16 protein-coding genes and 1 pseudogene are annotated in these 15,525 nt (G+C 40.1%); 7 read left to right on the forward strand and 10 right to left on the reverse strand.

The window, feature by feature from the left end; all coding sequences use genetic code 11:
* Position 1: 1 nt before the first annotated feature.
* Complete coding sequence (locus ACFOU2_RS12590) at positions 2-2,128, reverse strand: RNA degradosome polyphosphate kinase (RefSeq protein ID WP_377915624.1); 2,127 nt, start codon at positions 2,126-2,128, stop codon at positions 2-4.
* A gap of 251 nt (positions 2,129-2,379) precedes the next feature.
* A complete protein-coding gene (locus ACFOU2_RS12595; protein ID WP_377916384.1) occupies positions 2,380-3,888 on the reverse strand; it encodes a Ppx/GppA phosphatase family protein in 1,509 nt (502 codons plus the stop codon).
* A 209-nt stretch (positions 3,889-4,097) separates the two neighbouring features.
* Between ACFOU2_RS12595 and ACFOU2_RS12600 the strand changes: the two genes are divergently transcribed.
* Entirely contained in the window at positions 4,098-4,358 is a 261-nt protein-coding gene (locus tag ACFOU2_RS12600; RefSeq protein WP_377915626.1) for a LysM peptidoglycan-binding domain-containing protein, read from the forward strand.
* Here ACFOU2_RS12600 and ACFOU2_RS12605 read toward each other — a convergent pair.
* Both ACFOU2_RS12605 and ACFOU2_RS12610 read right to left on the reverse strand, forming a co-directional pair.
* Positions 4,355-5,140, reverse strand: coding sequence for a glucose-1-dehydrogenase (locus ACFOU2_RS12605; protein WP_377915628.1), 786 nt, complete (start codon positions 5,138-5,140; stop codon positions 4,355-4,357). The genes ACFOU2_RS12600 and ACFOU2_RS12605 overlap by 4 nt on opposite strands.
* A 14-nt stretch (positions 5,141-5,154) precedes the next feature.
* Positions 5,155-6,015 carry a GRP family sugar transporter gene (locus tag ACFOU2_RS12610; RefSeq protein WP_377915630.1) on the reverse strand — a complete coding sequence of 287 codons (861 nt, stop codon included), beginning with the start codon at positions 6,013-6,015 and terminating at the stop codon, positions 5,155-5,157.
* Positions 6,016-6,284: 269 nt separating this feature from the next.
* On the opposite strand from ACFOU2_RS12610, the gene ACFOU2_RS12615 reads away from it, so the two are divergent.
* Positions 6,285-6,752 carry a YkyB family protein gene (locus ACFOU2_RS12615; protein ID WP_377915632.1) on the forward strand — a complete coding sequence of 156 codons (468 nt, stop codon included), beginning with the start codon at positions 6,285-6,287 and terminating at the stop codon, positions 6,750-6,752.
* Between the two features lie 257 nt (positions 6,753-7,009).
* Here the strand turns inward: ACFOU2_RS12615 and ACFOU2_RS12620 are convergent, their stop codons facing one another.
* Both ACFOU2_RS12620 and ACFOU2_RS12625 read right to left on the reverse strand, forming a co-directional pair.
* A complete protein-coding gene (locus ACFOU2_RS12620) occupies positions 7,010-7,915 on the reverse strand; it encodes a chemotaxis protein (protein ID WP_377915634.1) in 906 nt (301 codons plus the stop codon).
* 77 nt (positions 7,916-7,992) lie between these two features.
* Complete coding sequence (locus ACFOU2_RS12625) at positions 7,993-9,309, reverse strand: MFS transporter (RefSeq protein WP_377915636.1); 1,317 nt, start codon at positions 9,307-9,309, stop codon at positions 7,993-7,995.
* A gap of 246 nt (positions 9,310-9,555) precedes the next feature.
* Here ACFOU2_RS12625 and ACFOU2_RS12630 point away from each other — a divergent pair, with 246 nt between their 5' ends.
* Together ACFOU2_RS12630 and ACFOU2_RS12635 are read left to right on the forward strand one after the other, a co-directional pair.
* A complete protein-coding gene (locus ACFOU2_RS12630) occupies positions 9,556-10,152 on the forward strand; it encodes a TetR/AcrR family transcriptional regulator (RefSeq protein ID WP_377915638.1) in 597 nt (198 codons plus the stop codon).
* Between the two features lie 158 nt (positions 10,153-10,310).
* On the forward strand, positions 10,311-10,508 hold the full coding sequence (locus tag ACFOU2_RS12635) for a hypothetical protein (protein WP_377915640.1): 198 nt from the start codon (positions 10,311-10,313) through the stop codon (positions 10,506-10,508).
* A 201-nt stretch (positions 10,509-10,709) separates the two neighbouring features.
* Here the strand turns inward: ACFOU2_RS12635 and ACFOU2_RS12640 are convergent, their stop codons facing one another.
* The gene (locus ACFOU2_RS12640) at positions 10,710-11,171 is read right to left on the reverse strand and encodes a DinB family protein (protein ID WP_449237048.1); all 462 of its coding nucleotides are present in this window, start codon (positions 11,169-11,171) and stop codon (positions 10,710-10,712) included.
* Between the two features lie 25 nt (positions 11,172-11,196).
* Positions 11,197-11,439, reverse strand: a pseudogene (locus ACFOU2_RS12645) (CorA family divalent cation transporter); the annotation flags it as partial.
* A gap of 214 nt (positions 11,440-11,653) precedes the next feature.
* Here ACFOU2_RS12645 and ACFOU2_RS12650 point away from each other — a divergent pair.
* Both ACFOU2_RS12650 and ACFOU2_RS12655 read left to right on the forward strand, forming a co-directional pair.
* The gene (locus tag ACFOU2_RS12650; protein ID WP_377915644.1) at positions 11,654-11,890 is read left to right on the forward strand and encodes an IDEAL domain-containing protein; all 237 of its coding nucleotides are present in this window, start codon (positions 11,654-11,656) and stop codon (positions 11,888-11,890) included.
* A 240-nt stretch (positions 11,891-12,130) separates the two neighbouring features.
* Positions 12,131-13,285, forward strand: a complete 1,155-nt coding sequence (locus ACFOU2_RS12655; RefSeq protein ID WP_377915646.1) for an aminotransferase A — start codon at positions 12,131-12,133, stop codon at positions 13,283-13,285.
* Between the two features lie 86 nt (positions 13,286-13,371).
* Here the strand turns inward: ACFOU2_RS12655 and ACFOU2_RS12660 are convergent, their stop codons facing one another.
* Together ACFOU2_RS12660 and ACFOU2_RS12665 are read right to left on the reverse strand one after the other, a co-directional pair.
* Positions 13,372-13,554: a hypothetical protein gene (locus ACFOU2_RS12660; RefSeq protein ID WP_377915648.1), complete on the reverse strand. Its 183-nt coding sequence runs from the start codon at positions 13,552-13,554 to the stop codon at positions 13,372-13,374.
* Positions 13,555-13,643: 89 nt separating this feature from the next.
* Entirely contained in the window at positions 13,644-14,513 is an 870-nt protein-coding gene (locus tag ACFOU2_RS12665; RefSeq protein ID WP_377915650.1) for an NAD(P)-dependent oxidoreductase, read from the reverse strand.
* Positions 14,514-14,880: 367 nt separating this feature from the next.
* On the opposite strand from ACFOU2_RS12665, the gene ACFOU2_RS12670 reads away from it, so the two are divergent.
* Entirely contained in the window at positions 14,881-15,492 is a 612-nt protein-coding gene (locus ACFOU2_RS12670; protein WP_377915652.1) for a nitroreductase family protein, read from the forward strand.
* Positions 15,493-15,525 lie beyond the last annotated feature (33 nt).

Genomic DNA, 15,525 nt, shown 5'->3' on the forward strand with positions numbered 1-15,525 from the left:
TTTATTCTTCGTCTTCTTTGACCTGATAGGCCATTTCGTAGAGGATTTGCTGGCTGTCTATAATGGGTCCGTCGGCCTTTCTCTTCACATAATGATAATTTCCTTCAGCATCCAGTTTACGGGCCTTCACATTATCAGCCAACATGATCGACAACCATTTATTGATTCGTTTCTTTAAGCGGCCATCGAAAATCGGGAATAAAATCTCTACACGTTTTTCCATATTTCTTGTCATCATATCCGCTGATGATAAAAACAATTTCTCTTCCCCATTGTGATGGAAATAGTAAATACGGCTATGTTCAAGGAAACGGCCCACGATACTGTGCACCGTAATGTTTTCACTGACACCTTTAATTCCTGGGCGCAAGCAGCAAATCCCGCGAACGATTAAATCGATTTTTATTCCCGCATTGGATGCTTCATATAGCTTCATCATGATCGGTTTGTCCGTTAGCGAATTCATCTTGGCAATAATACGGCCATTCCCATGTTGCTTGTGGAACTGAATTTCCTGGTCGATGAACGAGATGAAATCCTCCCGAATATTAAACGGGGCAACAGATAGGTGATGATACGTTGGCTTTTCTGTATAACCGCTTAAATAATTAAAGAAATTCGTGGCATCTATGCCGATTTTTTTGTTCGTTGTAATTAGTCCCATGTCTGTATAAATTTTAGCTGTCGCATCATTGTAGTTACCTGTTCCTAAATGGACGAAATGTTCGATGCGCCCATTTTTACGCCTTACAACAAGTGTAATTTTACTATGCGTTTTCAAGTAATTCATCCCATAAATTACATGACAGCCTTCCTGCTCCAGTTCTTTCGCCCAATGTACATTGTTTTCTTCATCAAAACGGGCTTTTAATTCTACTAACACAGTCACTTGTTTTCCGTTTTCCGCGGCTCTTTTTAATGCTTTAATAATCGGCGAATCACCGCTTACACGATAAAGGGTCTGCTTAATGGCCAATACATCGGGATCGTCGGCGGCATCGGACACAAAATCAACAACCGGCTCAAACGACTCGTACGGATGATGAAGTAAAATATCTTGCTGCAGCGCTTTTTCAAACACATCCTCATGCGAAGCCAAATCTTTGGGAGGCTGCGGAATGAGGGTTTCATCCACTAAATGTTCGTGTGTCGCTTCTACATCTTTATAAAAGGAGAATAAAGAGGTTAAATCAAGAGGACCATCCACACAATAAATATCTTTTTCGTGAATTTCCAATTCTTCTTTCAAATAGTGAAGCAACTTGTCATCGTACTCCTGCCCCTTTATTTCCAAACGAACAGCCGCTCCCCATTTTCGTTTTTTTAATTCTTTTTCGATTTCTTTCAATAAATCCCGCGCGCCTTCTTCGTGAATGGTCATGTCTGCATTGCGGGTAATACGGAATGGGGTAACAGATTTCACTTCATATCCTTTGAATAACTTATAGATGAAATGCGAAATGACATCTTCTAATAAAATAAACGTTCTTTTTTCTCCGCAAGTAGGCAGCTCAATGTATCTTGTTAACACGGCAGGCACTTGAACGAGAGCCAGCTTTCCGTCGAGCCTTTCCATCTCATCCTGCTCATCCTGATGGTTGGCCAATACAATGGCCAAATTCAGGCTCTTATTGAGAAGCATCGGAAACGGACGATAGGCATCCACTGCCATTGGAGTTAGAACAGGAAAGATTTGCTCATTGAAATATTGCGCTAAAAACTGCATTTGTTCATCATTTACACCTTGCACGTTTACAATCAGAATACCCTCTTTTTCAAGGAGAGGAAGCAGCTCGTTATATGTCTCATACTGTAGATTAACAAGTGTATGGTTTTTCTTCGAGATATAGGAAAGTTGTTCTTTTGGAGTTAATCCCGCTTTATTTTCCGGTTTATTAAATCCTGCTTTAACCTGGTCCTTTAACCCTGCTACCCTCACCATAAAAAACTCATCCAAGTTTGATGAAAAGATGGCTAAAAATTTAAACCGTTCCAATAAACGATTGCGTTCATCAATGGCCTCTTCTAATACACGCTGATTAAAAGCAAGCCAGCTTAATTCTCGGTTGTTATAATTTGATGGATGCCCCAGATTTTTTCGTTCCGTTATTGTACTTGTTGTTTCCATCACGATTGCCCACCCTTATTAAAATCTCTACTTTTCCGTAATCTTTTTCACAATATCATTACAATGTTAATTAAATGTAAATAAATTGTTAATTTTTATTAATGGTGTTATATTCAGCCAGTGATTTTTTATAATCCTAATCTTCAAAAAGTTACAATGGCAATATAATAGGTGTGCGCAGCTACGGAGATTTTCGATTTGTTCTGCTTGGTTACGGGGTCGGTTTATAAGTGCAATCGTTAAAGATACACTTATAAATCCTGGAACTGCAATGTAATAGACTGCTTTGTTGCTTTTTCGAGATGTTTCTTTTGTTTTTCCGCTTGATACTCTTCTGCCCGGTAATCGCTGTTACATAAGATTTTAATTGTAAAACCGTTTAAATCCTTATCCACATCTACATGTTTTACAATGTTTCTTTTCGTTGCATTTAAGCTTGAAGCGACCTTTAAAACAGCCCCTAAAAAGCGCAATGTTTTTTGTTCTTCTTTTGTCATCCAATCTTTAAAAGGCTCCATATATTGGCGAAATGCCGTTTTTCCTTTATAAGAAGCAATTAAAGCTAATTTTAGCCGATCTTTATGGCTAATCCCGTCAATTGTCCGATTTGCTAACAAATAAAACGTATGCTGGCTGCTCGATTCCGAATCGATATACTCGCCGAGTTGAAAAACCTGTGCTGCCCTTTTCAGCAAATGAAGGTCCCCATCCTCGAGCGGGAAATCAAGCTGCATGCGAAAATGCTGAAATAATAAACTGGCAGTTTTCGTCACTTCGTTCACATGTTCGATGTTAATTTCAAAATCCATGATCATCTGTTGGAAACTTTCTTCCAGAACATTCGGATAAAGTCTAATTCCAAATGGCTTTTTCAGTTCCTCAAATAACAAGCCTTCTCGAAGTCCTTTTCGGCTTAACACGAATTTCGGTGCTCCCGTTACTTCACATAATGTTTCGAATACCTCGATGGCTGGCAAGATCGTATCTGCCCGATCCTTTGACAGGCCCTCTAATTTTTGCAGATCCTGATAAGTCATGCCGCCAAGCTGCTCTTTCACGCCACGAATATCCTCAAGTGTCATCTCATATTGGTGTAAACCCGCTAACGGATAACTGATGAAACTCTGGTGCAGCTGAACCATATTACGCGCACTTCCCCCAATCGCGACAATCGGAAGCTGCTTTCCTTTCAGCCACGGCAGCGTTTCTATTTGAGAACGAACAAAACTTTTAATGTTTGCCCGCTCCTCTTCGGTCGGTATGTCTCCTTTTATATATTGAAGCTTCAGTGAAAGAGCTCCAAAAGGAAAACTATGATACTCAATGAGCTGACGGTCTGAAAAATAAGTAACTTCTGTACTTCCCCCACCAATATCAATGGTAATGCCTTCTTTTTTATCCGTCGAGTTGACAACGGCCAAAAATCCGTAAAATGCCTCCTCGTATTCCGACAATACCATCACGGTAAAATCTGTCATTTCCTTAACGATACGACATACTTCTTCTTTATTGACCGCCTGGCGGATCGTGGCAGTTGCTACGCATTTTACTTGTCGGATTTTATGGTGTCTCGTGATGATTTGAAAAGTATGTAAAGTGTTGATCAGCACCCTTATTCCCTCGGCACTTAAGCACTGGTCTTCATTTAAATAATTGCGAAGCCTAGCCGCCACCTTCACGTTCTCCACTTGTTTAAAACGTCTCTTTTCGCCATATTCGTAAATGACAAGGCGCATCGTATTGGAGCCAATGTCAATCATTGCATATTTATTACCCAATTGTTTAAACATCCTTTACTTATGTAATTTTCCTTACATATTGCTATAAACATTTTAGCCCATTAAAGGGGATTATCACAACAGAAAATCATGCATTATCTATTGCCGATTGATTTCGCCTTTTTATTTCTATCATGTTTTTAAGTTGATAGAAATAAAATACATTGAGTGAAAAAAAGGGGGGGATAGGTATGAACCATATTGTAAAGCCCGGAGAAACGTTATCAGCCATCGCGCTTGATTATCGGCGTCCGCTTCAATCCTTGATCGCTGCCAATCCTTTGATCAATCCAAACATGCTTATACCCGGACAAGTCATTTTCATTCCCGGCTTGCCGGATCCAAAAAGTATCCCGTATACCGTTCATGTCTATGTAAACGAGCTTGCGTCCATCTTGCCAAATGGAACGGCAGTATACATTCGACCTTCACGCGCTTATCCTTCTCCTTAACCTTGACCGGCTTGGAAGCTCGGATATAATGTCATCCCGCCGTCTGCGTAGAGGGTAATGCCTGTAACGTATTTCGCTTCTTGTGATGCAAGCCAGGCCGCAACAGAAGCAATCTCATCAGGCTCAGCAATGTAACCCATCGGAATCATTTTTTCTACCGACGCTTTTACACCTGGGTCAGAAAACTTCTCTGCATTGATCGGAGTATTAATTGCTCCCGGTCCAATCGCATTTACTCGGATGCCTTTTGGTGCATACTCCAGTGCCAATGTTTGCGTCATCATCCGAATGCCTCCCTTGCTGGAAGCATAGTGAACAAAATGCGGCCACGGAATGATTTCGTGAACACTTGACATGTTAATGACACAACCTTTAACATCGTTTTCCAGCATATACTTAATTGCTTGTGATGCTCCCAAAAATGTTCCTGACAAGTTCACGGAAATGACTTTATTCCAATCATCAAGCCTCATCTCATGTGAAGGAATTTCTTTTTGAATTCCTGCGTTATTCACCATGACATCCAGGCTGCCAAATGATGTATGTGCCGCCTCGATGAGCCGTTTCATGTCTTCTTCTTTGGATACATCAGCCTGAACCGCAATGGCTTCACCACCGGCCTCTTTAATTGCTTGCACCACTTCGCTTGCATGTTCCTGTTTGCTTCGATAGTCGACGACAACCTTCATTTTTTCTTGTCCGAACCGAAGAGCAATGGCTTTTCCGATTCCAGTTGCCGCTCCCGTAATGACTGCCACTTTGCCTGCTAAATCTGAATACATCTCAACCACTCCTTTTATTTTTTCGTATATCCGAGGAGTACGCCTCCCAAGATAATTAAAATGCTTCCGATAATAACAAATACCATTTGTCTTTTCGATTTTTTCTCCCCAAGTAAAAAGATGCCGCCAAAAGTCGAAATGATAATCCCCATTTGAGAAAAGGAAAAACTTGTCGCAACTCCTACCCGAGGAACGGACAGCAGCAATCCGATATTCCCTGTTGCCCAAATAAGACCCGTTAAAATATTGCGGACGGTGTATTTATCAAACGGCTTGTCTTTTATCGTCAGCAATAAGGCCCCGGCGATCATCCCCACGGCCTGTGGCAAAATTGCAGACCATCCATCAATTTCAAACCAACGTAAAATGATGACATATACTAAATATCCAAGCGTAGAAATAAGTAAGATGATCATTCCTTTTGTAAACTGATTTTTATCGTTATCACCTCCCTGATCTTTTTCTTCAATGGATGTAAAAACAACCCCAACAATAATACAAATAAGGGCCGTGATCCCAATCATGATTTTCATTTTTGTTAACCATTCTTCAAATATGAGAACTCCAAACAAGCTTGTGGCTACGAGCTGCATTCCTGTTGAAACGGGAACCGCTTTTGACACCCCTAAATATTCAACAGCACCAAACTGATTTTTTTGTCCTAAAGACCAAAAAGCACCAGAAATAAAACTGATGGTGATGGCCTTCCAGGAAAGATCAGGTTGTACAAAAAAGTAAGCTCCTATCGCAAATAAGAAAGCACCAATTGTCAGACCGAGAACTTGGTTGGCAGGAGAACCTCCGAGTTTTACACTGACAAGAACAATGCTTCCCCATGTAATAGCTGGAATAAGAGCAATTAAAATATCGAACAATTACAGCACCTTCTTAATTGAGTTATGTATTTTTTATTATTTGTTTGGATGTAAAAGTTCATGAATTCATGAACTATATTTCTTATGTTCACTTTTTTTATTTTTTTTAAACCTTTTCTGAAAAACGGTTAAATGACTCTTTTTTTCTGAACATCACTCGTTTGCAAAAGGCCGATATGGGTATATAATATAAGAGAACCAAGCATCCAGCTTATATATTTGGTTCTTTTTGCCTATAAATGCACTGAATAAAAAGAAGGAGTGGAATTATGTCGGACTTCACCGGTCACGAACCTCTAGAAGAATCTATAGATGAACTTGCCCAGGCTATTTTTACGGTCAATCGTCATGCAAAAGCAGCACCCGATCCAAAAAAACTGTATACTCTTAAAAAACTTGCACTGGAAAAGTTGATTTCAGAAGGAAAAGCAAAAAAAGAAGGGCTCCATTTCTCTCCAAACCCTGGGAAGAGCCAGCAAAAATCCGACGTACTTGTTTCTGTTGGGGACTACTATTTTCATATGCCTCCTAAAAAAGAAGATTTTCAACGACTTCCTCACCTCGGTCACTTAAATCATCATTACCGAAATCCCAAAACGTCCATGTCCTTGTCGCATGCAAAGCGCATACTATCTAAATATGCCGGCTACTGGGTGAAACCTCCTCAGCATCCGTTATATTTACATAGAAAAAAACAAGCCCCTGTGTTCAAACCTTTAGGAAAAAGCTATTTTTAACAAAGAAAAGCGGTGCAAGCCATATTTCGACGTTAGCCACATCCTGTGGCTAACGTCGAAATCTTCGCCATCCATGGCTCTTACCGATAGGACGTTGGAGCTTCTGACGGGGAAACTGTTAAGAAGGCCTATCATATTTTTAGACTGAAATGAACCGTCAAGAAAATCCTTGATTCTACTGCATTTTTAGAATGGTTCATTTTCAAGAGGGTGACTCGAAAGCATGTTCTTTTATGCTTTCGAGTCACCCTCTTTCATTATAAAATATATTCATCTACCATTTGAATTAATTCGGCGATTTCAGGCTTGCTTACTTGGCCATCAGCTCCGACCATTTGTCCTTTATGGCGTAAATCCTCTGTGATAAGCGAGGAAAAGATAATGACCGGCAGCCCCATCAATCGTGAATCCTCTTTAATCCGCTTTGTTAAGTGGTGACCATCCATTTGCGGCATTTCAATATCTGTAATGACCAGATGAACATTGTCTTTAATGGAATCTCCGTTCTCTACAAGTGACTCTAAATATCGAAGGGCATCTTGCCCATTCTCGAAAAACTCACCGTTTACGTACCCCGCTTCTTCTAAAGTATCTGAAACAAGACGGCGCAGCAACGGCGAATCTTCTGCCACGACAATTCTCTTATTCGACCTTTCACGAGGTCCAAGTTTTTTTACAGAAGTAATATTGATTCCAGAATCAGGATTTACATCTGTTACAATTTTTTCAAAATCAAGCATCAACAACATATGCCCATCCATTTTAATGACACCTGTTATTTGGGTTTCTAATCCTTGATACATTTGAGAAGGTTTTTCGATTTGTTTCCATGAAATGCGATGAATTTTTGTCACATGATGAACATGAAATACCATCTTTTGTTTATTGAACTCTGTTACAATAAATTTATCCTTATCTGGAGCAGATGACGGAGGCATCTTTAAAGCCTTTGCTACGTCTACAATAGGTAAAACCTCCCCCCGCAGTTCAATAATTCCTTCCACATACGGATGTGTGTGTGGAATAGGGGTAATCGGGACAGGATTAATGATTTCTTTTACTTTAATAACATTGATCCCGAATTTGATTTGACCGATTCCAAATTCCACAATCTCCAATTCGTTTGTACCGCTTTCTAATAAAATGCCTTTTTCATCTTTCATAATTTTCGCCCTTCCATCTTTAAGTCTAATCCTATTCATATATCCATTACTATCATCGGCTGTTTTACATAAAAAGTTTATTTCTGTTCGTACGGTGTCTTGAAATGAACAAGTAGACCAATCAGCGTAAAGACAAGTAAAGAAGATAGAGCAAGACGACTTGCCAAACTACCTGTATGAGCAAAAACAAGCGTGATAGTTCCGTAGACAACAGGGCCCAAAATCGCAGACACCTTACCCGAAAAAGCAAACAATCCGAAAAATTGCCCTCTTTTATGCGGTGGAGCAAGTTCGACGATAAGAGTTCTTGTGGTTACCCACATTGCCCCCAGCGCCACTCCAAACAAGCTTCCTGCGACCCAAAAGACCGTTGAATGAACAGCGGTAACAGCCAAGATTAAAGCGATGATTAATATGAGGGCAACATACGTAACCCCTTTTGCTGCTCCCGCTTTTTTCGTAACATAGCCGAAGGCGAAAGAGCCAATGATACTCGCCAGCGTGGAAACTAAATAGAGGATAATAAACATATTTGTTGTAAAGCCGACGACGGCTTTTGCGTAAACCGCCATCATGGTAATCGTAGTGGCAATCGCATCATTTATAAAAAAATACGTTACCATAAACAAAAAGATGGGCTTATAGCTTTTTATTTCCCGAAAAGTTTCCATAATTTCTCGATAGCCGCTTAAAAACGAAACGGAAACTGCTGAACTTTCCTCCCTTTGCTCCTTTTTTTCTTTTACCCAGAGCAAAAGGGGTAAGGTAAACAAAAAATAGAGGACAGCTGTCGGAATGAAAGCTTGGTGGAATTGGCCATCACCTATAAATGGATAAACGAGGAGACCGACTAATGTTCCAATATAGCCGACGGCAACCCCGAATCCCGAGATGAGCGGCATATCTTCTTTGGCACCCAAATCAGAAATCATCGTATCATAAAATATTAAGCTCGAATGATAGAAGAACTTCGCCAAGACAAATAACAAAATGACAAAAGCAAGAGAAAGAAAAGGGTCACCCTGCCACAAAGCGGATAAACCCATCCCAACTGTGCATAATATTGATAAAAGAGCAAGAACGGAAAGAGGCCGTTTCTTTCTTCCTGTCTGATCGATCATAACGCCAAAAAGGGGCGAAAACATAACAAGCAGCAAACTGGCAACGGCATTCGCATAGGAAATAAATGTACTTGCAATCTGGTTTAACTGATCATTTGTTCCGATTACTTCCTGTAAGTAAAAAGGAAAGAAAATGGTGGTAATGTTAGACGAAAAGATGGTATTAGCAAAGTCATACAGTGCCCACCCCAATACAGGAAATGAAAAATATAAAGTAAAGGACGTACGTCTATTCCTGCTTCTTTCCGCCTCTTCTCTCCGAAGCTCACCCATATTGTCACACCCTTTTACGCATTTCTATGTTTACTTCCATATATATCACTTTAAGTCCTGTTCCTTTACAAAAAATTCACATCCTATTTCAATATGAATTTTTTGCTATTTGAAGGCCGCTCATTTCAGTGCAATCATTTCTATGTTATCGAAAAACTAGAAAGATACACAGACCATCGACCTGCCGCCTATGGTTTTTATATAACTAAACTTTAAAAGGCCTTTATCCGAGGTGAATAACTAACTATGAGAAGAGAACAACAAAAGGAATTGACAAGGAAGCTGCTGGAGGACACGGCTATCCGCTTATTTCAAAAACAAGGCTTTGCTAAAACAACTGTTTCACAAATTACATCGCAAGCAGGAGTCGCTAAAGGTACATTTTTTAATTATTTTACATCGAAAGAAGCTGTTCTCCACACAATTCGTGAGCAACAATTGCAATATATGATACAAGAAGCGGAAAACATCATTCAACAGAATGGAAATATTGCAGAAGGGTTATGTAACCTGCTGGAAAAGATAGTGGTTCGATACGAAAAAGCAGGCCGTACTCTTTGCCGTTCTCTTTTTCATGTTCTTATAACTGATGATGATTTTCAGGGGAAAGAGTTGTTGCAGTCCAAAAAGTTTAAAGAACAGCTTATTCGCCTTTTTGACGAAGGAAAGCGGAAAGAGGAATTTATCCGGGAAATTAGTTCAGAACAAATGGCTTTGGCTATTCTGCACCATTTTTTTGGCATACTATTTTATTGGTGTACTGATGAAGAGTCTGTATCACTAACCCATTTAATCAGCTCATCCATATCCTTATTTTTTCATGGAATTTTGAGCAGTAAGTAGTAAACCTTACCCTGTCATTTAAAGAAAACGCTCACAATTAATTGAAAAGTAGGAATGTATTCCAAAATCTAGACGCCCTGAAAAAAAAGGACTATACTACGCATTGAATTGAGTACCGCTTTTTTCAATTCAATAACATTAAAGAAGGTGCGCTGGCAATGAAAGGTTCTGTCATTTTATTCCGCAACAATAATGAGATGACAATCTTAGAAAATGTAGACAAATCCGTTTACCAAGAGATTCAAAAACAGACTGGTAAAGACCAATGTGTGATCATGTTGGACAATCATACTGTTGATTTGGGATGTGTAGCTGCTCCAGTCTACTGGCGTGAAGGTATTGTTTATACAGATTAAAAAAGAAAGTACCGGTAATTTGTTCTATTGCCTTAGGAGAATAATTGCCACTTCATTAAGAAAGCTGAATTGAAAGGTGTGCCCATTACACCTTTCAATTCAGCTTTTTTATCTTCTTGGCTTGATTAAACAATCATGTTGATTTTTAGTATGTCGGGCTCATTCGTGCGAAATCATTGTTTTATCCCAATTTTAACATAGCTATCTTCTTAAATAATAAATGTAATCCGTTGAAACAGAACGATAACCTTGCTGGTGCAGCATGGCAGTAATATTTCCTCTGTGATATGTCCCATGATTGACTAGATGGTGAATCAAATCCATGACATTGTTTTGGAACATCTCTTTTCGGCTGTTTGAATAGGAAACGACGTAATTGTGGTCTATTGTTTGGAGGTATGTTCTCATTTCTTGATACAGCTTCTTCATTTCATCGCCTATTGCTTCTGCTGTATTCATCGGTTTCTCTTCTTGTACCGCTTCTCTATTTCCTTTTATTCGTTCAAACCAAAGACGATCTACCGCCACCATATGGCTAAACGTATCCTTTATAGACGGAAACACACTTTGGATATTGGCTTGGTACACATCTTGAGGTAAATTCCCTATATGATGAACCAACTCCAAATTCCCCCATTGGTGGTAGGCAAATAAATGAAGCATCCGTTCTGTCACATTCCATTTCCCCTTATCGTTTTGATTTTTTATTAACGCGAAACCATCCTTTGCGCTGAAACCGTATCGTCATGCCGATGGCAAGCAGCCGCATAATTCCTAATACGACAAAATAACTATATTTTCCTTTTAGCTCTGGCATGTTTTCAAAATTCATCCCATAAATTCCGGCGATAAAAGTTAAAGGGATGAAGATGGTCGGAATAACGGTTAATGTCATCATCACCCGATTCACTCGATCTGAATTGATGGATATATCGCATTTCACTTCTCCATTTGTTTTAATGGCACATGTACGAATCATAAAATCTCCACTTCTTTGGGAACTGATTTATTATAGTTACCTTTTCCCCTTTTTCTGTAATGAAAACGCAACAAAAAATTCGAACATAATGGGATTAATTATGAGCAATCGGGGTAAATACGAAGTAAGTTGGCTCCGTCATAAAAATCTGAAAGGAGAATTTATTATGAAACAATATGATGGTAAATCAAAAACAACCAATCAAATGGATGTGTACCAAACATTAAAAACAAAGTTTTATGAAAAAGAAGCGGCCTCACTGCTTGACACCCTCACCTACTCTTTCAATAAAAAGCATTTGCAATCTTTAATCGACAAATCGCTCGACAAAGGGGATAAACAAGCATTTATTCAGTACAGTATCCTGTATAACGAGTTATTGGAAAACAAACTTTGTAACTAATAAAAAGAGCTCTTTTGCCGTTGCAAGAGCTCTTTTTGTTTATCTTTTTATCATGGTTAACTTCCGTTTGGCAAATTAGGAGATTATCCTTCTAAATCAAAATTCACACTAAGTTTTGAAGCAGCTTTATCGTGAATGACCTCTCCTATCGGCCCTACAGTCTAGTTAAAGAAGGGGACTTCTTTCGCAAGTGTGTTAAAATGGGTTCAAGTATGCAATGAAATGGAAGGATGACTACATATGGAACACCTTATCAACGAACGCGTCAAGAGCATTCAAATCTCAGGGATTCGAACATTCTTTAATATGGTTTCCCGGTACGAAGATGTAATCTCCCTTACAATCGGACAACCTGATTTTCCGACGCCATCTCATGTAAAGGATGCCGGAAAACAAGCGATTGATCAAAACTTGACCTCTTATACGCATAATGCCGGGTTATTGGAACTGCGGGAAGCGTCTGCGCGGTTCGTCAACGAACAATATGGTTTATCCTATGCTCCCGAATCGGAAGTCATCGTCACAACAGGAGCGAGCGAAGCTATCGATGTGACATTTCGGACAATTTTATCCGAGGGATGTGAAGTCATTCTGCCGGGTCCTGTCTACCCAGGATATGAGCCCATTATTCGCCTTTGCGGCGCCAAGCCGGTCCATGCCGATACAACCAAAAGCGGCTTTCGCCTAACAGCGGACTTAATTAAGCGGCACTTAACGGAACACACCCGCTGCATCGTTCTTCCTTATCCATCAAATCCAACGGGTGTTACTTTATTAAAGGATGAACTAAATGATATCGCTGCCCTGTTAGAAAAGCGGGACATTTTTATCTTATCCGATGAAATTTACAGCGAGCTCGTGTTTAACGGCAAGCATGAATCAATTGCCACCATTCCTTCTATGAGAGACAAAACAATTGTCATCAATGGTTTATCCAAATCTCATTCTATGACAGGATGGCGCATTGGTTTTATTTTTGCACCTGAAAACATCAGCCGCCATATTTTAAAGGTTCATCAGTATAATGTTACATGCGCTTCTTCTGTTTCCCAAACAGCGGCGATTTCTGCCTTGACAATTGGCCGGCAGGACCCCGTAAAAATGAAAGGGGAATATGAAAAACGCATGAATTATGTATATGAACGGCTTGTGCATATGGGATTTGAGGCCGAAAAACCAAATGGGGCCTTTTACATCTTCCCTTCAATCAGCCCGTTCCATCAAAGCTCCTTTGAATTCGCTCTAGAGCTTGTGGAAAAAGCCGGTGTCGCCCTTGTACCCGGCAGCGCTTTTTCATCTTTGGGTGAGGGATATGTTCGCCTTTCTTATGCGTATTCCATGGACCTGCTTTCTGAGGCACTCGATCGAATGGAGAATTATCTGAGCAACCGTTGACTTATCACTTATCATCCTTAATATGTCCTTAGACAAGCTTCAAACAAAAAGAGACTCCCTGCAAGGTTAGGGGAGTCTCTTTTTGTTTATAAACCGCCTTTATATTTACCGTCGTTTTTAGGGGCTTTTTCTTTTTTTGCTTTATCATTATGGATCTTGTTTGCATCAGTACTTCCGAATTCGTGGCTGAATTCAGAATCGATCACTGCTGAATCAAAACCTTTTTTATTTTTTTGATCAGCATCGTTCTTTTTTGTACGCTTTGCCATTTGCCAACACTCCTTTTACAAGTTCGGTGCATAGTTAGTGTAAGGCAAAAGAAAGCTTTTTATGAGAGACAGTATTCACTACAAGCCCCTTATTTATACAACTTGTAAAGAGCCTGTGTTCCGCTGTTTTCTTCTCCATTTTGTACAAGTGTGTCATAGAGTGATTTAGCCAGGGCCAATCCAGGGGTTTCCATCCCCATGGCTTTGGCTTCTTCCAGGGCAATGCCCATATCTTTAATGAAGTGCTTGATATAAAATCCCGGCTCAAAATCACCTTCAATCATCCGAGGGGCTAAATTACTCAGCGACCAGCTTCCTGCCGCTCCGGCAGAAATGGATTTCAGTACTTTTTCGGGCCTTAACCCCGCTTTTTCCGCATAAACGATTGCTTCCGAAACTCCCATCATATTAGAAGCGATAGCAATTTGGTTACACATTTTCGTATGTTGTCCTGCTCCTGCCTCTCCCTGAAGAATGACATTCTTTCCTAAAACATGGAGAATAGATCGGCAATCGTTGAATGCTTCTTCGTCTCCTCCAACCATGATCGTCAGTGTGGCGTGACGCGCTCCTACATCTCCCCCCGAAACTGGAGCATCCAATGAATACACGCTGCGCTTTTTCGCTTCTTCATGAATCTTCTTAGCCAAGGTTGGAGTAGAAGTCGTCATATCAATCAAGTATGTACCTGGTTTGGAATGGTTCAACAGGCCGTCCTTCCCTAAATAAATTTCTTCAACATCACGGGGATAACCGACCATTGTAATAATGACATCAGCATCTGCCGCTAATTGTGCCGGGCTTTCTTTCCAAATAGCCCCTTCATCCAATATATCGATGGCCTTTTCTTTTGTTCTTGTGTACACAAACAGCGGATATCCTGCTTTTAGCAAGTGGCGTGCCATGCTTTTTCCCATTACGCCGGTACCTATAAAACCTATTTTCGTTTCTCCGTTCATTCTACCTTCTCCCCTTTACCGTTTGTTCTTATTGTACTTCACATGAGAGAAGGAATGAAAGTAAAATGAGTTGTAACACACTGCGAAAACGTCCCGTTTAAAAAACGTGTAAAAAGACTGCGAATGCCCTTTTTCTATCGACCAGGACCTGTTCTTTAGCGGAAACATTCATCTGGGAAAAACAAATCAATTTACGATAAAAAACAAAATAAATGCAAGAAATGGCTGCTCCTAATGCAGACTAATCATATCACTTGCATTTTTGTTCTTCATTTAATAGAATTTCTTGCATGCAGGTTGCTGCTCTTTAGTTGTGACCACTGTAAAACGAATTCACTACTTTCATTTACATATAGGAGGCTACAGCATGACAAAAGATTTTTTCGAGATTGTGAACGAACGCGCATCTGTCAGACACTATGATGCGTCTGTAAAATTATCCAAGGAAGAAGTAACAGAGCTGTTGGAGGCAACTGGTAAATCTCCATCAGCATGGAACCTTCAACACTGGAACTACATAGTGTTTTTAAGTAATGAAGCGAAAGAACGCCTATTGCCTATCGGTTATAATCAAAAACAAATCGTCGAGGCTGGAGCGGTAGTGGCCATCTTAGGTGATTTAGAGGCTAACAAAAACACAGATAAGGTTTACAATCCACTTGTAGAAGCAGGACATATGACCCCTGAAATAAAAGATGTATTAGCAGGACAAATTGACGCGGCTTACCAAAACCCTGTATATGCCCGCGATGCTGCGTTCAGTAACGCATCGCTTGCTGCCATGACGCTGATGCTTGCAGCGAAGGCGAAAGGCTATGATACATGTGCAATGGGGGGCTTTAATGTTCAGCGGTTTATTGAGGAATTCAAAGTACCTGAACGTTATATTCCCATTATGCTAATTTCAGTCGGTAAAGCAGCCAAACCGGCTCATGCCAGTGCAAGGCTTTCTGTCGATGAGCTGGCAACATTCCTATAAGACCCATTATAAAAACACGCTCCAGATCTGGAG

Origin of the sequence: Bacillus songklensis, assembly GCF_042649685.1 — a bacterium.
GTDB classification, from domain to species: Bacteria; Bacillota; Bacilli; order Bacillales; family Bacillaceae_H; genus Bacillus_BA; species Bacillus_BA songklensis.